18 protein-coding genes and 1 tRNA gene are annotated in these 18,949 nt (G+C 70.9%); 9 read left to right on the top strand and 10 right to left on the bottom strand.

Features of this window, described 5'->3' with window-relative positions; genetic code table 11:
* The 6 genes from ACRX5W_RS06485 to ACRX5W_RS06460 form a co-directional block, all read right to left on the bottom strand.
* Positions 1-1,033: LCP family protein (locus ACRX5W_RS06485; protein WP_436786973.1), on the bottom strand; the 1,033-nt coding region annotated here is incomplete at its 3' end.
* Positions 1,034-1,321: 288 nt separating this feature from the next.
* Complete coding sequence (locus tag ACRX5W_RS06480; protein WP_436786972.1) at positions 1,322-1,981, bottom strand: ACT domain-containing protein; 660 nt, start codon at positions 1,979-1,981, stop codon at positions 1,322-1,324.
* A 342-nt stretch (positions 1,982-2,323) separates the two neighbouring features.
* The gene (locus tag ACRX5W_RS06475; RefSeq protein ID WP_436786971.1) at positions 2,324-3,325 is read right to left on the bottom strand and encodes a tetratricopeptide repeat protein; all 1,002 of its coding nucleotides are present in this window, start codon (positions 3,323-3,325) and stop codon (positions 2,324-2,326) included.
* A gap of 230 nt (positions 3,326-3,555) precedes the next feature.
* Positions 3,556-3,813: a DUF397 domain-containing protein gene (locus ACRX5W_RS06470; protein ID WP_436786970.1), complete on the bottom strand. Its 258-nt coding sequence runs from the start codon at positions 3,811-3,813 to the stop codon at positions 3,556-3,558.
* Between the two features lie 139 nt (positions 3,814-3,952).
* Entirely contained in the window at positions 3,953-5,173 is a 1,221-nt protein-coding gene (locus tag ACRX5W_RS06465) for a MerR family transcriptional regulator (RefSeq protein ID WP_436786968.1), read from the bottom strand.
* 166 nt (positions 5,174-5,339) lie between these two features.
* Entirely contained in the window at positions 5,340-5,837 is a 498-nt protein-coding gene (locus tag ACRX5W_RS06460; RefSeq protein WP_436786967.1) for a universal stress protein, read from the bottom strand.
* A gap of 459 nt (positions 5,838-6,296) precedes the next feature.
* Here ACRX5W_RS06460 and ACRX5W_RS06455 point away from each other — a divergent pair, with 459 nt between their 5' ends.
* From ACRX5W_RS06455 to ACRX5W_RS06430, 6 genes are all read left to right on the top strand, one after another.
* The gene (locus tag ACRX5W_RS06455) at positions 6,297-6,461 is read left to right on the top strand and encodes a hypothetical protein (protein ID WP_436786966.1); all 165 of its coding nucleotides are present in this window, start codon (positions 6,297-6,299) and stop codon (positions 6,459-6,461) included.
* Positions 6,462-7,353: 892 nt separating this feature from the next.
* Positions 7,354-8,664 carry a GlxA family transcriptional regulator gene (locus tag ACRX5W_RS06450; protein ID WP_436786965.1) on the top strand — a complete coding sequence of 437 codons (1,311 nt, stop codon included), beginning with the start codon at positions 7,354-7,356 and terminating at the stop codon, positions 8,662-8,664.
* A gap of 138 nt (positions 8,665-8,802) precedes the next feature.
* On the top strand, positions 8,803-9,414 hold the full coding sequence (orn, locus tag ACRX5W_RS06445) for an oligoribonuclease (protein WP_436786964.1): 612 nt from the start codon (positions 8,803-8,805) through the stop codon (positions 9,412-9,414).
* Positions 9,415-9,574: 160 nt separating this feature from the next.
* Positions 9,575-9,650, top strand: a tRNA-His gene (locus ACRX5W_RS06440).
* Positions 9,651-9,818: 168 nt separating this feature from the next.
* Entirely contained in the window at positions 9,819-10,754 is a 936-nt protein-coding gene (gene hemC, locus ACRX5W_RS06435) for a hydroxymethylbilane synthase (RefSeq protein WP_436786963.1), read from the top strand.
* 27 nt (positions 10,755-10,781) lie between these two features.
* A complete protein-coding gene (locus tag ACRX5W_RS06430; RefSeq protein ID WP_436787499.1) occupies positions 10,782-11,000 on the top strand; it encodes a VanZ family protein in 219 nt (72 codons plus the stop codon).
* Between the two features lie 85 nt (positions 11,001-11,085).
* Here the strand turns inward: ACRX5W_RS06430 and ACRX5W_RS06425 are convergent, their stop codons facing one another.
* Positions 11,086-11,286: a hypothetical protein gene (locus ACRX5W_RS06425; RefSeq protein ID WP_436786962.1), complete on the bottom strand. Its 201-nt coding sequence runs from the start codon at positions 11,284-11,286 to the stop codon at positions 11,086-11,088.
* Between the two features lie 179 nt (positions 11,287-11,465).
* Here ACRX5W_RS06425 and ACRX5W_RS06420 point away from each other — a divergent pair, with 179 nt between their 5' ends.
* Complete coding sequence (locus tag ACRX5W_RS06420; protein ID WP_436786961.1) at positions 11,466-11,678, top strand: hypothetical protein; 213 nt, start codon at positions 11,466-11,468, stop codon at positions 11,676-11,678.
* 18 nt (positions 11,679-11,696) lie between these two features.
* On the opposite strand, the gene ACRX5W_RS06415 is transcribed toward ACRX5W_RS06420, so the two are convergent.
* Entirely contained in the window at positions 11,697-12,896 is a 1,200-nt protein-coding gene (locus tag ACRX5W_RS06415) for a nucleoside 2-deoxyribosyltransferase domain-containing protein (protein ID WP_436786960.1), read from the bottom strand.
* A 204-nt stretch (positions 12,897-13,100) separates the two neighbouring features.
* Between ACRX5W_RS06415 and ACRX5W_RS06410 the strand changes: the two genes are divergently transcribed.
* Both ACRX5W_RS06410 and ACRX5W_RS06405 read left to right on the top strand, forming a co-directional pair.
* Positions 13,101-14,639 (top strand): protein kinase domain-containing protein, encoded by a 1,539-nt coding sequence (locus ACRX5W_RS06410; protein WP_436786959.1) that lies wholly within the window; start codon positions 13,101-13,103, stop codon positions 14,637-14,639.
* 109 nt (positions 14,640-14,748) lie between these two features.
* The gene (locus ACRX5W_RS06405; RefSeq protein ID WP_436786958.1) at positions 14,749-15,222 is read left to right on the top strand and encodes a MarR family winged helix-turn-helix transcriptional regulator; all 474 of its coding nucleotides are present in this window, start codon (positions 14,749-14,751) and stop codon (positions 15,220-15,222) included.
* Between the two features lie 91 nt (positions 15,223-15,313).
* Here the strand turns inward: ACRX5W_RS06405 and ACRX5W_RS06400 are convergent, their stop codons facing one another.
* Both ACRX5W_RS06400 and ACRX5W_RS06395 read right to left on the bottom strand, forming a co-directional pair.
* Positions 15,314-17,611 (bottom strand): RelA/SpoT family protein, encoded by a 2,298-nt coding sequence (locus tag ACRX5W_RS06400; protein ID WP_436786957.1) that lies wholly within the window; start codon positions 17,609-17,611, stop codon positions 15,314-15,316.
* 157 nt (positions 17,612-17,768) lie between these two features.
* Positions 17,769-18,947, bottom strand: a complete 1,179-nt coding sequence (locus tag ACRX5W_RS06395; protein WP_436786956.1) for a phosphotransferase family protein — start codon at positions 18,945-18,947, stop codon at positions 17,769-17,771.
* Between the last annotated feature and the right edge of the window lie 2 nt (positions 18,948-18,949).

Raw genomic sequence — 18,949 nt, 5'->3', positions numbered from 1 at the left:
CCCCGGCGGCGGGCGCCCGCCCCGAGGTCGGCCCGGAGGTGGGCTCGGCGGTGGGCTCGGACGTCGGCTCCGGGAGCACGGCGGCGGACTCGTCGCGCAGCCGGGCGAAAAGCACGTCGGCCTCGGGCCGGACCATGGCGACGCGGTTGGGGTCGCGCTGGTAGGACGTGGTCGGGACGGTCTCGAAGGCGACCGCGTCCTCGGGGATGTTCCGCAGGCTCGCCAGCAGGCCGTACAGGTCGCTCAGCGAACCGAGCGCGGGGTCGGTGGTGATCGCGTTGGTCGCGGTGTCGAGGATGTTGTACATCCGGGCGGGGTTGCCGAGCAGGCTCTCCTTCTTGACCTTGGCGATCATCGCGGTGAGGAAGAGCTGCTGGCGCTCTATTCGCTGGATGTCGCTGCCGTCGCCGAGGCTCTTGCGGACCCGGACGAAACCGAGGGCCTGTTCACCGTTGAGCGTGACGTCGCCCGCGGGGACGTGGAGCCTGGCGGCCTGGTCGTCGATCGGCTGTTCGAGGTGGAGCGGCACGCCGCCGAGGGCGTCGACGAGCTTCTTGAAGCCGACGAAGTCGACGGTTATCTGGTGGTCGACACGGACGCCGGTCAGATGTTCGACGGTCTTTATCGTGCAGGCGGTGCCGCCGACACTCATCGCGCTGTTGAACATGCCGAAGTACGGCTCGGACACGCCTCCCCCGGGCTTCTGGCAGGCGGGGACGTCGACCATCAGGTCACGCGGGAAACTCACCCCGAGCGCCGTCCTGCGGCCCTCCGGGACGTGCAGCAGGATCGTCGTGTCCGACCGCTGCGCCCGCGCGTCCGCCGGATCACTGCCGTACTCGGCGTTGTCGCCGGCCCGCGTGTCGCTGCCGACCAGCAGGATGTTGAGCGCGCCGGTGGGCAGCGGGCGGTCCTTGTCGCCCCCCAGTTTCGCGGCGAAGTCCTCGGTCTTGATGTTGCTGTCGAGCCGTTCGTAGACCCACCACGCCAGCCCGCCTGCCACCAGCAGGACGAAGGCCATCCCGGCGGCCACGCCGATCAGGATGCGCCTGCGCCGCCGGTGACGCCGTCCCTGACGGCGTCGCCGGGCGCGTCCCGGACGCTTGCCGGCGCCGGGATCTTCCGAGAAACCCTGATGGTCTTCCAGCACAGAGGTCGCTTTCGTCCGGCCCCCGAACCGTTGTGTCTCCAGCTCCCGCGTACGTGCGGAATATGACGCTCCGGTTCTCCGGAGCAGCAGACCCCGAGTCCGACGTTGTTCCTCCGATGCCGCGCATCAGACGTCGTTCAACTGTGCCACCGATCCGACCGGTGCGCCCGGTCAGCCAGGCTGCGGCGCCTTGGCGGGGCGCGGCGCGGTCCGCGTGCCGAGGACGCCCTGGACCACGTCCACAAGACGGCCCAGGCGCTCCAGCTCGGTGCGGTGGAAGGCCGGGCCGTCCGCGCGGACGACGAAGAGCGTGAGCCAGGACAGACCGATCGGCGCCGCGGCGGCGAAGGTGGTCGGGGCGTCGTCGAGGGCCAGGGCGAGCGGCCGGAGCGGCGAGACCAGCGGCAGGCGCGGGGACGACGGAGCCTGCCAGCTCGCGTGGACCACGGCGCGCGACTTGGTCCCCCGGGTGGCCACGGCCCAGTCGGCGTGGAAGAGCCCCGGCACGGCGTCGACGAGGGTCGCCACCGCGCGGCCCGGGTCGCGCGCGACCTGCCCGAGCACGTCGAGCTCCGGCGCGGCCCCCGGGACCTCACCGGTCGACCAGCAGCCCTCGACACGGACGCCCTGAATGCCTCCCAGGCCCTCGGTCAGGCGCTCCACGGGGCGCTCGCCCGGCCAGGAGACGGTGAACTCGTCGACCGCGCGACCGGTGTTGCGCTCCAGGACGGTCATCTGCAGCACGTCGGCGCCCGAGGAGCCCAGGGTCTGGGTGATCCGGGCGAGCGAGCCGGGTCGGTCGGGCAGCGAGACACGCAGGCGGAACAGCATGCGGAGACCGCCTCCTCACGTACGCGTTCGGTCGGGTGTGATCTGGTTCGGCGCTGTTCGGGGTGTTTCGCGGTGACCGAGGGCGGCTGAGGGCGACTTCGCACGGCTCGGTGCGGCTCGGTGCGGCTCGGTGCGCCTCGGAGCAACTCGGTTTGCGACTCACTGCGACACAGCACGACTCAGTGCGGTTCAGCGGTTCAGCGGTTCAGTGGTTCGGTGCGGTTCCCGGGAGCGGTTGCGCCTGGGATGTCGAGTATGAGGCCGTTCCGATCATCCGTTCAGCCCATTTCGCACTTGTTGCCGAAAGATGACACGTGTGTGCGAACGTCGACCGCCGCGCAGTCACGCCGCCTGCCGCTTCTCCTCCTGCTGGTTCTCCCCGGGCGCCGCCTTCGCCTTGGGCCCCCACGTCCACCAGTCCAGCGCACGGCGCGCGTTCTCGGTGTCGGGGTGGTCGGGCCCCAAAATGCGCGCGCAATCCGCGGTCAGCGACTCCAGCAGCGCCCGGGCGGTACCCGGGTCACCGGCTTCGCCCGTCCAATGGGCGAGGTTGTGCCGCATCACGAGGGTGTCCGGGTGCCCGGCGCCCAGCGCCCGCACAGCGTCGGCGACGAGCCCGCGCAACAGGTCGCGGGCGGCGGCGGCATCGCCGGCCTCGCCCGTCCACACCGCGAGGTCGTGTCGGGCCGTCAGCGTGTCTGGGTCGTTGGCGCCGAGCACTTGTTCGCGCTCTCCCGCGATCTCCCCCAGCAGGCGCGCGGCCTCGGCCGCGTTGCCCGAGCGACCCACCCAGTGCGCGTGCTGGTGACGGTTCGTCAGCGTGTCCGCGTGCACCGGTCCCAGCACGTCCGAGCAACTGTCGACCACCGGACGCAGGATGCGCGCGGCCGCACCGGGGTCGCCTCCCTCGCCGATCCACCGCGCCCACGCCGCACGTGCGTTGAGCGTCTCGGGATCGTCCTCTCCCAGGAGCTGCACGAAATCCGCCGCGACGTTGCGGGCCAGAGCCTCGGCGGTGACCGCGTTGCCGGACACGCCGAGGCAGAAGGCCTGGTTGTGGCGGACGAGCAAGGTGTCGGGGTGTTGCGGGCCCAGGACACGCGCGTACTCCGTCACCAACTCTCCGAAGACCGCCGCGGCCTGGGCCGCCTGCCCTTCCTCCCCGAGGGCACGCGCCCAGTCGGCACGCGCGTCGAGCGTGCCGGGATGGTCCGGTCCGAGTTCCTTCAAGGCCGCCTCCGCCTTCTCCCGCAGCGCGTCCGCCCGGCCCGTCTCCCGGGCCGCGCCCGGCGCGGCGTGGCCTGCGACCTGTGCACTCTGCGTCGCGTCGTTCTCGACACCCATCCCCGTACGCCTCCTCGTCCTGTGCCACGCCTTTCTCCCCCCGCACCGATTCTCCGCGACATCGGACACGAAAGCGTGGACAAGACGACGGTACGCGTCCCGGGCCCCGGCGGCCGTCGGGCATCGCCCTACCGCCGGTTGCCGGTTCCGCACGCAGCCGTTCCAGGGAGGTGGTGTGCGATGTTGCGCCATACGGGTGGCGACCCGGCCGCGGGGACGGTGCCCGGGCCTCACATCAGGCGGTCGAGGTCGAACTCCCCGTCCTTGACGCCGAGGACGAACGCGTCCCACTCACCCTTGGTGAAGCGCAGGATGGGCCCTTCGGGATGGGCCGAGTTGCGCATCGCCACGGCACCGCCGCCGATCTCGGCCGTTTGTACGACGCCTTCGCCGGTGGTGTCCTCGCCGTAGCTGATCCACTCGACGCCGCTGATGTCGCGCGCGTACAGCTCCGCCTTCTCGGCGTCCATTTCCTCCTGCGTCGCCATCGCGCCTTCCCCTCTCACTTCGGTCCCCGCCCGGGGTCTGGTTCCCGGGCCGCTCGGTCGTCCGCAGGCAAACGTACGGCACAACGCGACGGCGCGAGCACCGTACGTGGGATCCGCGACGCCCCGGCAACAGACCGGCTCACGGGCGGACTTCGCCGCCCGGCTCGGGGGCCGTGAGCTCGGTCAGGACGCCGGCGAGGTCCCAGCCCGACAGGCTGGCTATGGCCTCGCGGAACGTGGTCAGCGCGAACAGGTCGCCGCGAGCGGTCATGCGGCCGTCCGCCAGCGCCTTCCGGGGCAGCGAGCGCTCGTTGTCGAGCAGCAGCCTGCGCGCGGTCGGGCAGTCCATGTGGATGATCAGGTCCGGCCCCGGCAGCAGGCCGGGGCGGACCAGGACGCGGCCGTGGAAGACGTCGAGATGCAGCTCCGCCGGGTCGTCGCGGCCCGGCACGTCACTGACCACGATGTCGACCACCGCCGGGTGCGGTGTGCGTTTCTCCGGATCCGGGGTGATGAGCCGGCTCAACCGCGAGACGGCGGCGATCCACTCGTCGGACATGAACGGATAGCGTTCCAGCGCGGGCGCGTCCGGTTCGTCCGGCGCTTCGGCGGGGGCGGCGGTGTTCTCCGCGTCCAGCACCCGGCCCAGCGTCTCGCCGAGCTGACGGGTCGCCAGGCGCCGCATGGCACGGGCCAGTTCGCTGTCCACGGCACGCTGTGCGAGCGGGCGGAGCCGACGGATCAGCTCTGTCATCGCCGGCGCCTCTTCGAGCGAGGTGTCCTTGACGTAGTCCTGCCACAGGTACGTCTCGGTCAGCCGCATGAACGAGGCCGCGACCTGCTCCATATCGGCGCGCAGCGCCCGCAGATGGTCGAGCACCGCGTGGACCGGAACGCCTGCCGCGTGCAGTTCGGCGCAGACCGCGAGTTCGCGGGGACTCGGCACCCGGAAGACGGCGAGCGAGTCGTCCTCGGGTTCGAGCAGGCCGAATTGCACGGCCCCGGCGATGGCGACCGGGTCCGACAAACCGCCGAACATGCCGGTGAGTTCCGCGCGCGTCATGCGGGCGGGTTCCTCATCGCTCCACGGACCGGTGACCTCGGCGACCAAGCCGAGCACCCCGCCGAGACTGCGACCGTTGTCCCACGCGTCGAGGAGCTCTTTGATGCTGACCAGGCTGTAGCCGCGTTCGAGGAGCTGCCCGATCAGGCGGAGCCGAGCCAGATGGCTTCCGTCGTACAGCGAGATCCGCCCGGCGCGCCGCGGCCGGGGCAGCAGCCCTCGGTCCTGGTACGCGCGCACGTTGCGCACGGTCGTGCCGCCCTCGCGGGCGAGGTCCTCGATCCGATAGTCCGCCAACCTCGTGCCTCGCGATCTTCGTGTGTCACCAGATTCCCCGCCCGGATCCCCCGTCGGCAGTCGCACTGCCGTGAACAGCGACAGGGGTGGCAGCAACGTAATGCAGCCGGGCGGGAACCTCGATCACGAGCCCCGGGTGGAAGGGGAGATGACAGCGCGCCGGCGGCTACGGAATGACGACGACGGGGCGCTTCGCGTGCTTGACGAGGCGGCAGGAGACGGAGCCGAAGATCCGGCTGACGAATCCCGACGATCCGCCCACGACGATCGCGTCGGCGGCGAATTCCTTGGCCACGTCCTCGATCTCGTGGCAGATGTCGCCGCCTCGTTCGACGAGGATCCAGGGCACGTCGCTCAGGTGATCGGCGCACGCCAGTTCGAGGCCGAGGGCTTCCGAACGGCTGTCGGGCACGTCGATGAACACCGGCGGCTCGCATCCCGCCCACACGGTGGCCGGAATCCGGTTGGCGACGTGGACGATCACCAGCCCTCCGCCGAGACGCCGGGCCATTCCGGCCGCGTACGCCAGCGCACGTTCACTCGTGCCGGACCCGTCGAAGCCCACGACGACCGGATGCCGGAAGGCGGGGTCGCGGGGGCGCGGGGAGTCCGGACGGAGCAGCGGCGCACCGTCCGGCAGGTCTTGGAAATCGAAGGCAGCCATGGCAATCGGGCGTCTTTGCTGAGGAGGGATTGGCCCTCTTGGTTCGAAAGACCCTATGCGTTACAGATTACGTCTCGCAGTCGGAATCGGACAGGCCGTGCGTCGGTTGACCACGCACAATATCCGCCCGGAAGCGCTCGCGGGAGTCCCCAAGGACACCGAAAATGCGTTCCTGGCGAAGTCATCGGCCAAGGACCACTCGCGGGGTGGCGCGCGCTTGGCGGAAGAGCGGCGTACGCGGCCGCAAAACTCGTGCGTCGGCGTAGGCACCGGCAAACGCAGTGCCCACGCGGTGCGCCCCCGCCGTTCGACGCTGCGCGACTGTGCCGCGCAGCCCTGGCGCCACTTGGCGAATGCCCCGGAATGTCCGCTTACCCGTTACCCGCGGCGTCGCGGCGCGTTGCATACGACGACACCACGTGTCCGGGCGGCCCGCGCCGACCGGGGCGGCGATCCCGTGTGCGCGGCACCATCGCGGACGCCGACCCCGCGTCGGCGGGGCTCGCGTACGAGGGCCCCGCACGGCGGTCTTGTGCGGCAGGTGTCGCATGGCCGATTCGGTTCGCCTCCGACGCGGCGTCCGACTCGTCGGCCATCTCCCGCGCCGAGGCGCTCCGCATGTGAGCGACAGGGGCCGCAGGGGCGAAATCCAGGCGACTTCGAGCTTGTGATCCGCCGAGCCCCACCCGAACCGACCGGCGGCCGTGCATGGCGGTCGAACCGGCGTACGAACGCCTTCTTCGCGGTCTCGCGGCCAGATTCGTATGCGCCGATCGCCCGCGCGCGAGGGCCGGCGGGAGGCCGGTCGCGAGGTCGCCTCGGGCGCGCCGCAGACGCTGTCCCGCCCCGGCTCGACAGTGTCCGGAAATTACCGACTTTTATTACATAACGCACAAGAGTCTCATGAGTGAAATTCAGTGAACAATACTGGCATTTCATATCGAACACCCCTCGCCCCCAGTGTGACCGCCGTCACAAACAGGCATATCTACTTAACGTCACGTGGAGAACACCATGCATAGACAAGGCCAGAAAGAGTAAGTTCCGATCTTGGGTGACTTGAGTGGCGCGTGTTAACTACTGAGACTCGCCATCAACGGCCCCTCCCGCCTCGACGGAGCTCGACCGGAGGGGTTGCGGAGGGCAGAAGGGGGCGATCGGAGCCATGAGCAGGACCGACGGTCGAAAGACGGACCGGCGCGAGTCCACGGCCGGGGAAACACCCGCGGCCATCCAGCGGACCGCCGACGTGTCGATACCCACGGCACGTGCCGGCGAGCCGCAGGCTCCGGTCCCGGCGCCGAGGGCAGAGGTCGGCGCGAGCAGGGCGGAAGGCGAATCAGGAAGTGCGTCCGGGGGTTCGCCGGGTACGGGCCCGGACGCGTATACGGCGGAACATCCGCGACAAGATGGCGACGGGGGCGGCGCTCACTCGGCGATCCCGGCGCACGGGGCGAGCATGGTGGACACGACAAACACAGAAGACACGTCAAGCACGGCAGCCACAGCCGACACGGTGGGCGAGCCGGCCGCGGCGAATCCGGCGAAGTCATCCGAGCCGACGGCCGCAACGGGCACCTCGGACGCGGCGCAGGGGTACGCGCCGGCCGACACGAACGGCACGACGCATCCGCCCGACCCGACGGAACCGACGCATGCGGAAACCGACGCGGAGACGGCGGCCGCTCCCGACCACCGGGCCTTCTCCGTCACCGAGCCGTCCGTATCCGCCGACGCCGACATGGACGCCGATGCCGAGGAACCGGACGGCGACAACGGCCCGGACACGGCCGACGCCCTCTCCCACGCGGAATGGCCCACGCGGCTGACCGGTCGGCGCCGCGCCGACACCATCGCGGTCCTGCTGTTCGCCAACTCGCCGATCCTGGAGAGCTCGATCCCCATCTCGGTGTTCGGGGTCGACCGACGCGACGCCGGCGTGCCGAACTACCGATTACTGGTATGTGCGGCCGAGCCGGGGCCCCTGCGCACGACCGGTGGCGTCGAACTCATCGCGCCCCACGGCCTCGACGGCCTGCACCGCGCGGGCACGGTGATCGTGCCCGCCTGGCATTCGCCGTCGCGTACGCCTCCGGCCCCCGTCCTGGAGGCGCTGCGCCGGGCACACCGTGAGGGTGCGCGTGTCGTCGGCCTGTGCGGCGGGGCGTTCGTACTGGCTGCGGCCGGGCTGCTCGACGAGCGGCCCGCGACCACGCACTGGATGTACGCCCCGGCACTGGCCAAGTCGTTCCCGAAGGTCCGCGTCGACCCGCGCGAGCTCTACGTGGACGACGGCGACGTGCTCACCAGTGCGGGTACGGCCGCCGGGATAGACCTGTGCCTGCACCTGGTCCGCATCGACCACGGCTCGGACGCGGCGAACGCGCTCGCGCGGCGACTCGTCGTACCGGCGCACCGGGTCGGCGGGCAGGCGGCGTACATGGACCTGTCGCTGCCGGAGGAGATCAGCGGCGACCCGCTGGCGACCGTCATCTCGTGGGCGCTGGAGAACCTGTCGGAGAAGTTCGACATCGAGGTGCTGGCGACGCGGGCGTACATGAGCCGCCGGACCTTCGACCGGCGCTTCCGTTCGCTGACCGGCAGCGCGCCGCTGCAGTGGCTGCTCACGCAGCGGGTGCTCCAGGCGCAGCGCATGTTGGAGACCACCGACCTCCAGGTCGAGGAGATAGCGCGCCGCTGCGGCTTCCGCTCCCCCGTGGCGCTGCGCGGGCACTTCCGCAAGCAGCTCGGCATCCCGCCGGCCGCCTATCGGGAGGCGTTCCGCACCCGTGACCCCGAGGAGGCGGAGGCCGCAGACGCCGGGTAGTCGACGGTCGCCGGTCCATGCCCGGCCCGGCACCGACGGACCGAGGGGGAGAGCGCCACGAGCCGTTCTCCCCCTCGGCTGCCGCGTGCGGTCGCCACCCTCGGAGGCTTCCTTGACACCGCACTAGGCTGATCACTTATGAATGACCGCTTGGTCTGGATCGACTGCGAGATGACCGGACTCGACCTGACCCGGGACGCGCTCATCGAAGTGGCGGCGCTCGTCACCGACTCGGAGCTCAACGTCCTCGGGGACGGCGTCGACGTCGTGATCCGCCCGCCCGCCGAGGCGCTGGCCGGCATGCCCGAAGTGGTGCGCGAGATGCACACCGCGTCGGGCCTCCTCGACGTCCTCGACGAGGGGGTGACGATGGCCGAGGCGGAGTCGCTGGTGCTCGACTACATCCGCCGGCACGTGCCCGAGGGCCGCAGGGCCCCGCTGTGCGGCAACTCGGTCGCCACCGACCGCGGTTTTCTCGCGCGCGACATGCCGCTGCTGGAGGCGTTCCTCCACTACCGCATCGTGGACGTCTCCTCGATCAAGGAACTGGCCCGCCGGTGGTACCCGCGCGTCTACTTCCAGTCGCCTCCCAAGACCGGCAACCATCGCGCGCTCGCCGACATCAAGGACAGCATCACCGAGCTGAAGTACTACCGGGAGACGGTCTTCGTCCCGATGCCGGGCCCGGACTCCGACACCGCCAAGGCGATCGCCGCGCGCTTCACGGCGCCGCAGGTACCGCTGCCCTGAGCCGGGCCGCCGGACGGCTGTGGCCGTCCGGCGCCGGGCACGGCCGGCGACGCCCGCGCCCACCGCGGGGCCCCGAAACAACCCGGCAGCGAGCACACCTCGATCCCCTGTACACTCTTTCTCGCTGCTCCGGTCGGCTTCGCCGCCCGAATGCCGCGTGGTGGGTGTAGCTCAGTTGGTAGAGCACCTGGTTGTGGTCCAGGACGTCGCGGGTTCGAGTCCCGTCACTCACCCCACCTCATCGAAGGCCTCGTTCCGCGCAAGCGGTACGAGGCCTTCTTTGCCGTCCCGGCTTCCTTCCCGGTCGGCTTCGCCGCACGACCGCGACGACGGCGTCGGCTGTTCGGGTGGTGTGCGTGCTCGGGCGGGGTGGCTCGGGTCTCGGCGCACCTAGCCTGGGGCGCATGGGTGGTGCTGACGTTCTTCGGATCGGTACGCGTTCGTCCGCGATGGCGGTGGCGCAGGCCGAGCATGTGGCGGGACTCCTGCGGGCGGAGTGGGTGGTCCGGGAGGTCGAGATCGTGCCGTACACCACCTCGGGCGACCGGTGGGCAGGGAGTCTCGCGGAGCTGGGCGGGAAGGGCGCGTTTGTCAAGGAGATCGACCGGGCGCAACTCGCGGGCGAGGTCGACGTCGTGGTGCATTGCCTGAAGGACGTTCCCGGCGACGAGCCGCTGCCCGAGGGGCTGGAGATCACCGCGTACCTGCCGCGTGAGGACGTGCACGACGCGCTTGTGACCGCGTCGGGGGCCAAGCTGGCGGACCTGCCCAGAGGCGCGCGGGTGGCGACGAGTTCGGTGCGCCGCGTCGCGCAATTGCTCGCGCTGCGGCGGGATCTGACCGTGGTACCGGTGCGGGGCAACGCGAACTCGCGGCTGGCGAAACTGGATTCGGGCGAGTTCGACGCCGTTGTGCTGGCCGTCGCGGGGTTGGAGCGGATCAAGTTGCGCGGGCGCGTCACCGAGGTGCTGCCCACGACGACGATGGTTCCGGCGGTGGGCGCGGGCGTGCTGGTCGTGCAGTGCCGGACCGGTGACGAGGAGACGGTCGAGGCGGTCGCGGGACTCGACCACAAGCTGACGCGGGCGTGCGCGACGGCCGAACGCACCTTGCTGCGCGCGTTGCGCGGGCACTGCGCGAGTCCGATCGCGGGCCACTGCGCCCAGAAGGAGGACGGACTCGCCCTGCACGCGGCCGTGTTCAGTCCGACGGGCGACGTGGTCATCGAAGCGTTCGAGAACGGTCTGCTGCACATGCCGGAGTGGGTCGGGGAAGCGGCCGCGAACACCTTGCTCGACCAGGGGGCCCGCGCACTGATCGACGCGATCCCGCACCGGTGAGCGGTTTCCGGCCGTGACGGGCCCTCCATCCGGGTCGCAGCGTCCGCACGGGCTGCTCGCTCCGCGGTCGTCCAAGTCGGCGCCAATCTCGCGCTGTTCGTCCCGCTCGGCTTCCTTCTCCCCTTGCGCGCAGAGAGGTTCGCCGGCGTCGCACGCATGACGGCCGTCGGCGCGGTGCTGTCGGGGTCGCTTGAGACGGCACAGTACGCATTCGGCCTCGGCAGGGTCGCATCGACGACCTGCTGATGAACGCCGTCGGCGCCGGTATCGGCGCTTGGGGCGCACAGATGCTCGTGGCACGCCGGGAGTCGGCGCGCTCGTGCGGCGCGCTCTAGCCGCCTTTGCGGAGTCTTCTCAGGTATTCGCGGGTCCAGCCGGTGGTCTTGACGACTTCGGACTGCTTGACGCCGGCGGCGAGCGCTTCGACCGCAGCCCGCTTGAGGGCCTGGCGGGCCTCCTCGTGTTCCTTCTCGGTACGCCTGTAGGCCTTGGCCGCCCGGGTCAGCTCGTCGGCGGCTTCGCTCTGTTCCACGGCGCCAGGATGCCACACGCATTGGCCTAGTGCGTAGGCCAACAGAGTTGACATTCGGGGGGCGCGGGTGGAATATAGCGGTGGACAAGGAAGTGAACACCAGGTGAACGCTTCCCCACCGAGACGGAAACCCGTCTTGGTACCACGCATCGGATCGAGCATCCGGAGGGGGCAAGGCCATGAGGAAGACACACACGAACCCCACGGTTCCGGCTCTCTGCCGCCTGTGCGGGGAGCCGTACCTCGCGGTGCTCCACCCGCGCACGCTGGTGGAGGTGCCTGCCGGCGGTGACCGGATGGGCGGCCGACTGACCGTGTTCGACAACGAGACGTACATGGTCCAGCGCCACACGCCATGCACCGCGGCGCACCGCGACGGCCTGCCCTACTGAGCGGCGGCCTCGGATCGATCAGTCGGCATGGTCGCCCAGATCCGCGAGGACCTGGGCGACCATGCCGATCGTCGTCCAGTCGGCGCCGGGCGCATCGAGGAGTTCGCCGTAGGTCGTGACCTCGACGTACGTGCGTTCGGAGTCCTCGGCCGTGCCGTGGGCGAGGCCGGACGACGCGTCGGCCCGGAGGGTCGCGAGTTCGTCGTCGGTCAGTTCCGCGGAGTAGACGTGGGCCCGGTGCGCCGACATGGTGGCCGCTGCCTGTCGTACACCGTGCCCGCGCAAGCGCTCGGCGGACAGGGCGAGGCCGGTTTCCTCGCGCACCTCCGCCGCGGCCACCGCCTCGGGAGTGACGGACGCGCCGAACGCGGCAGAGCCGCCCGGGAGTTCGCGGACATAACCGTCGTCCGCGCACCCCGACGAGCGGAACTCGCGGACGAGTACGACCGTGGTCGCGCGGGCCGTCGCCGCCCGCCGGTACAACACCACACTGCCGGTGTCCGGGCGCCCGATCACGACCTCGTTGTCCTTGACCCGACCGCCCTCGGCCGCGACCGCCACCGAGACGTGGACGGCCCAATAGACGAGCACACGGTCGTTGTCGGTGCGGAACGTCCACACGACGCGGGCCGCCAAGAGTGCGTTGCCTGCCCTGCGCTGGGCCGCGTACCAGTGCCGGAAGACCGGGGTCGTCCAGATCCGCAGCGGCACGTGCCGCTCACCGCCGGTACGCCGCTCCCCTGCCCCGATCCGGCCGAGGGCGATTCGCAGAGTCTCGTCGAGTGTCTGCGCGAGGGGGATATTTTGATCCGCGGCGTACTCGCGCTGATACCGCACCTTGGCGGCATCGGGGGGTGACCCGAATACCGCCCGGCCGCTGTCCTTGAGCCAGCCCCACTCGTCGTTGGTCGTCAGCCCCGGCAGCGTCGCGAGGTCGCGCGGCACCCAGAAGACGACCTGGTCGGCGACGCGCAGCCAACGCAGCTCCCACAGGCGCTGGTCCTCGTAGTCGGCCCACGGCCCGCCGTCGCGCGGCTCGGGAACGAAGACCAACAGCTCGCCCGGGCCCCGCCATTGACGGCGGATCAGGTCGAGTGCGTCAGGACGCCACGAGGCGACATCCGCGCTTCTGGGCGTGGGGCCGGCGAGGAAGACGGACGCCTCCCAGGCGGCGGGGGGCTCCTCGCTCGCGTACACGACGACGACAGGACCGGGCAACTGGGCCTCCACGGTTGTGACTTGCGCGACATTGCACCGAGCCCGGCCCAACCCCCCGGGCCGGTGAACGTTACCCGGCGCCCGGACTGGCCCCTCCTGTCCGGACACTTCCGCCCGAGATCAGAACGGGTCAGCCGGTGTCCTCCCGGTTGACGCCCGCCTGCGGGACAATCAGCGCGGGACGACAAGGGAGGCGTACGGGGCGTGGGTGAGTGGTGGCTCGCCGGCCGATACCGGCTGATCGAAGTACTCGGCTCGGGCGGCATGGCCGTGGTCTGGCGTGCCCGGGACACCCACATGCACCGCTTCGTCGCCGTCAAACTGCTGCGCGACGTGTTCGGCGTGCCCGGCGCGGCAGACCGTTTCGCCCGCGAAGCACGCACGGCAGGCACGCTGGCAAGCCCTCATATCGTCACGATCCACGACTTCGGCACCGGCATACTGCGGCCGGCCGATCCCGAGGACCCGGATTCGCCCCCCACGGCGGCCACGTCGCTGCGGACCCGCCCGGACCCCGGGGAAGCCACCGGGGCCGCGCACGGACCGGGTTCGCGTGAGGTCGTCTACGTGACGATGGAGCTGGTGGCCGGCAGGTCCCTGGCCAAGGTCGCCGCCGACGAGGGGCCGCTGCCGCTGCCGCGTGTCCTGGACTGGGCGCGGCAGCTGTGCGACGCGCTGGAAGTCGCGCACGAGGCGGGGGTCTTGCACCGCGACATCAAGCCCGCCAACATCATGGCGAGCGACCGCGGCGTACTGAAGGTCCTGGATTTCGGCATCGCGCGCTTCATGAAGACCCTGGCCGCGGGCGGGACGCTGACCCGCCCGGGGGCCGTGCTCGGCACCGCCGCCTACATGTCGCCCGAACAGGCCAACGGCGCCGAGGTCGACCCACGCTCCGATCTGTACTCGACCGGCTGCCTCATCTACGAACTCCTCACCGGCATGCCGCCGTTCGGATTCGGTGACGTGCCGAGCCTGCTGTTCCGCCACGTGCACGTCGAGCCCGACTCGCCGGCGCGGGTCCGCGAGGACCTTCCCGACGCGGTGTGCGAGCTGATCCTCGCGCTTCTCGCCAAGAACCCCGACGACCGGCCGCAGAGCGCCGCCGAGGTACGCAGCCTCCTCGACGCGCTGCCGCCTCACCCGCCCGACCGGCTGCTGTCCGTATCGGCGCAGGTGGAGGCCCTGGCCCGCAGTCTCGACGAGCTGCCGGGCCTGCCCGCCGAGGACGCGGTCGCCCTGTTGCGCCGACTGCTGCCCGAGTACGTCCGCATCTTCGGCCACGATCACCCGCGCACGCTCGGGGTCCGGGACGATCTCGCGTACCACCTCGGCAAGTCCGGGGACCGGCGTACGGCGGTCCGGCTGCTGCGCCAGTTGGTGTCGGACTACGGACACATGTACGGCGCCGAGCACCCCGGCACACTGCGGGTGCGGCGAAGCCTCGCGTACTGGACCACGAAGGCCGGAAACCCCGAGGCCGCGGCGGTGCTGTTGCGCGACATGCTGCCGGACTACGTGGCCGTACACGGTCCCGACGACCCGGAGACGCTCAAGGTGCGGCGCGAACTCGCACTGTGTGTCGGGCGGTCCGGCAACGCCCACGAGGCTGTCCGGCTGCTTCGCGAACTCATCCCGGATATGACTCGGGTGCTGGGCGCGCAGCACCGGCAGGTGGTCACGGTGCGTGAGGAACTGGCGTATTGGGAGAACCGCATGACGCCGAGTCAGTCGACCGGGTAGCCGCGCATGTGGGGCCTGACCGACAGGGCCGCCACCAGCGAAGTTGTGTCAAGCAACCGTTGTACGGCACGCTTGGGCACACAGGGCTGTCGGTGACGAGGTGTCGGGCGTGGACGAGCAAGAACAAACGGACGTGAGAGACGCCGGAAGGCGCGTTCTCCGCGAAGTCGGCGCCGCCACGCGGCTGCTGCGCGGCCTCATGACACCGCCGCTGCACGCCGCGGGGATCACCCAGGCCGAGTACTACCTCCTGGTGAGCCTGGACGAGGGCGGCACCACGACCGGCAAGGCACTCGCGTGTCGGCTCAACCTCGACAAAACAACGATCAGCCGACAGCTCACCGCACTGGAAGAGACAGGATCGATCACGCGGGAGATCGATCCGAGCAACCGGCGGTCGCATCTGATCAGCCTGACGGACGCCGGTCGCGTGCGGCTGGCCGACGCTCGGCGGCACACCGTTGCGGTCCTGCAGGACCGTTTCGCCGCATGGCCCGTCGGGGAACTGGAGATGCTGGCCGACTCCCTGGCACGGTTCAACGACCAGTTGCGCGGATCGGGCGTCACCGCCGTCGGCCCCTGACCGGGCCCCCAGGCAAGCCGCGCCCGGCCTGGCCGATGACGATCTCTTCACGCCGGACCACACGGCCCCGGCGGGGGTGTGACGACGCGCCCTAGTTCTCGCCCCGAGTCTCCGCGACCCGCGGGTGGATGCGCGGGCGGGCCCGGTAGACGTCGTACACACCCTGGACCCGGCGCAGGGCGCGCAGCAGGTGCGGCAGGGTCGACAGGTCGGCGAGGCGGATGGTGTAGGTCTGGCGGACCCGCATCTGCTGTGGCGGCGCGATCGACGCCGAGGTGATGTCGGCGCCCGCCGCGTCGATCGCGGCGGTGACGTCCGCGAGCAGCCGGGGGCGGTCGAGCGCCTCAAGCTGCACGGTGACGCGATAGCCCTGCTCGGCCTGGTGGGGCAGCCACGCGGCGGCGACGATGTCGCGGCCCGCGCGGATCATCTGCTGGACGTTGGAGCACTCGCGCTGGTGCACGGCCACCGTCCCGCCGCGGATGACGAAGCCCGCGAGCTCGTCCGGTGGCACCGGCGTGCAACATCGGGCGAGGCGGATCGGTGCGCCGGGGGACCCGGGGACCGACACCAGGCTCGCCCCCGCGTCCGGCTCGGCCGTCACGCCCATGGCCATGGCGTTCGCCGCCTCGCCGCTCGCGGCCAGGTTGCCGAGCGACGACTCGGGACCGTCCTCGTACACCGGCGGGGCCGCCGCGGGTACGGGTGCTCCCGCGGGCTCTCCACCCGGCTCGCCGTTTTCGGGGTGCTCGGCGAGCCAGCTCTCGATGGCGACCCGCGCGAGCGGGCTGCGAACGAAACCGAGCCACTCACGAGAAGGGCCCGCGCCGTTCGGCGGGGCCGTGATGATCGATACCGTCTCGCCGTCCGCGAGCACCGAAGAGAGGGCTACCAGGCGGCCGTTGACCTGCGCGCCGATACACCGGTGGCCGGTCTGCTCGCCGATCGCATACGCCGCGTCCACACACGTCGAACCGGCTGGCAGGGTCAGCGGCCGGCCCCCGGGGGTGAACACCAGCAGCTCGCGGTCGGCGGAGAGGTCGGCGGTGAGCTGCGACCAGAACGCGGTGGCGTCCGGGATGCCGCCTTGCCACGTCAACAACCGGTGCAGCCACTCCAGTTGGCCGCGTTCCTTGCTGCCGTCGTCACCGGTGTGCGCGACGACACCGAACTCGGCGAGCCGGTGCATGCGGCGCGTCCGGATCAGCACTTCGACGACGTCGCCGCCCGGGAGGGAGATCGCGGTGTGCAGTGATTGGTACAGGTTGAATTTGGGCGTCGCGATGAAGTCCTTGAACTCACCGGCCAGCGGCGTCCACCGGGTGTGCAGCACGCCGAGCGCGGCGTAGCAGTCGGTGTCGGCGTCGACCACGACCATCAGCCGCGCCAGGTCGAACGGCCCGAGGGCGGCGTCGCCTCGGCGGAGCTTCACGCGTCGCGCGGAGACGTGGTGCCGGGGCCGGGGGGTGACCTGGGCGTCGATGCCCGCGTCGCGCAGCTCGCGGCGCATCGAGCCGGCCAGCGCGGCGGCGGCCTCCGCGCGCTCGGCCGCCCCTTCCGCGAGCGCGCGGACGGTGTCGGCGTGCTCGTCGGGTTTGAGGGTCGCGAAGACGATGTCTTCGAGCTCGGCCTTCACCACATGGATGCCGAGTCGTTCGGCGAGAGGGATGAAGACGTCGCGGGTGACTTCCGCGATGCGGATCTGACTCGCCCGGCGCATGTGCCGGATGGTCCGCATGTTGTGCAACCGGTCGGCGAGCTTGATGACCGTCACGCGCAGGTCGCGGCCGGTGGCCACGAGGATCTTGCGCATGGTCTCGGCCTCGGCCTCCTGGCGGTTGTTGAAGTCGACCTTCTCCAACTTGGTGACGCCGTCGACCAGGTGCGCGACGTCGTCGCCGAACGACTCGCGGACGAGGTCGACGGTGAGGTCGGTGTCCTCAACGGTGTCGTGCAACAGGGCCGCGACCAGTGTCGTGGTGTCGGCGCCGAGCTCGGCGAGGATGGTCGCGACGGCCAGGGGGTGCGTGATGTACGCCTCGCCGCTCTTGCGCATCTGGCCCCGGTGCGACATCTCGGCCACCACGAACGCCCGTTGCAGCAACGCGATATCGGCCTTCGGGTGGTGCGCACGGTGGACCTGCACGAGCGGGATCAGGGTTTCCGGCGCCTCCGGGCCGCGGCGCCGGCTGCCGCCGATGAGGAAGGTCGCGGCGGCGAGGCTCAAGCGCTGCACGGGACGACGGGTGGTGCGGCTCGCTCGCTCGGAGCCTGCGGCCGCGGCGTCCTCGCGCGGGTCCGGACGTGCTTCGACACGTGCTTCGACCGGACGGGACGTCGCCTCTCGCGCGCCCGCCCCAACAGGCGGGTCGATCCCCCCGATCGTCATCAGCACCTCCGGCAGTCGAACACCGGAGCATCGCCCCGGTGGTTCATGCTACCGGCAAGTCCGGCGGGCTCGTCCGGCGGATGGCGGCTCTCCCCCACCATCACCCGCCCGGGTGATACCGGCAGTGACACTGTTCGAACAACAGCCGAGGCGTCGCTCATTCCGTGGTGGCCTCGGCGGTCGCGCCCGGGACCGCGGAGCCGATCGGGAGGTCGTCCCAGTAGGTACCGTCGAGCATCCGTTCGATGAGCGCGCGGTGCGGGATCGTCTCGTCCGGGTTCTCGGGCATCGTGCGTTCGCCGAAAAACACCTGGCGGTGCGCGATGCGGGCCATGACGGCGCCGTGGCGGACGGCCGCGTACACCTCGAAGTATCGGGTGTGGGCCGGTGTGTGGCCGGTCAGGCGCTCGTACTGGGCGTAGACGTCCTCGCGCCGCAACAGGTCCGGTATGCCGGGGAGGCCGCCGTGGCGGACGGCGATGTCCTGGAAGAAATCGTGGATGAACACCATCCACGCGAGGTCGAGTTCGCGCGGACCGACGGCGGCCATCTCCCAGTCGAGGACCGCGGTCGGGGTGAAGTCGACGTACAGGATGTTGCCGATGCGCGCGTCGCCCCAACTGATGACGTCGGGCGCGGTGTCGTCGGGGAGGTATTCCCTCAGCCACGCGAACGCGCGGTCGAGCAAGGGCACACGGCGGCCCTCGGTGCCCCACACATAGAAGGCCTCCAGGTCGGCGAGGTGGCGCTGCAACGCGGTGTCGCCGGGCCGGTCCAGCGCCAGGAAGGCGGTCTCGTCGGGGGTCGCGGTGATCCGGTGGATGTCGGCGACGACGGCGACCGAGGCCTCCTGGAGGCGGCGGCGCTCGGCCGGCGAGGCCTTCAGCAGCCAACTGTCGATCGTGTACGGCATGACGTCGGGCGGAGCGCTGCCCGCCGCGCGGCGCATGACGAAGAACGGTGCGCCGAGCGGACCTTCGTCCGGCTCGTTCCACAGCAGGTGGGGGACCGGGACGCCGGAACGCTCGCCCACCAGGGCCATGACGCGGTACTGCTTGTCGAGATCGTAGGCCGGGAAGACGGGTTTGGCCTCGGGGGCCGGGCACATGCGCACGACGCAGCTTTCGGTCTGCGGGCCGTCCTCTCCGGACCACGAGGCGTCCAGCAGCAGAGTCTCGCTCGACATGCCGTTGGTGGCGGGGACGCTCAGCTCGGAGATCCGCGGATCCGCACCGGCCGGCAGCCGTCCGGCGAGCCATGCGACGAGTCGGTCGTGCACTTCGGCGAGGTCGCGGTTGCTGACCTGCGGGCGGGGGACGGCGGCGGAGTCGGCCACGG

It is taken from the genome of Yinghuangia sp. YIM S10712 (assembly GCF_051388935.1).
In the GTDB taxonomy this organism is placed as follows: Bacteria; Actinomycetota; Actinomycetes; order Streptomycetales; family Streptomycetaceae; genus Yinghuangia.
This window is presented reverse-complemented; position numbering and strand designations above follow the sequence as displayed.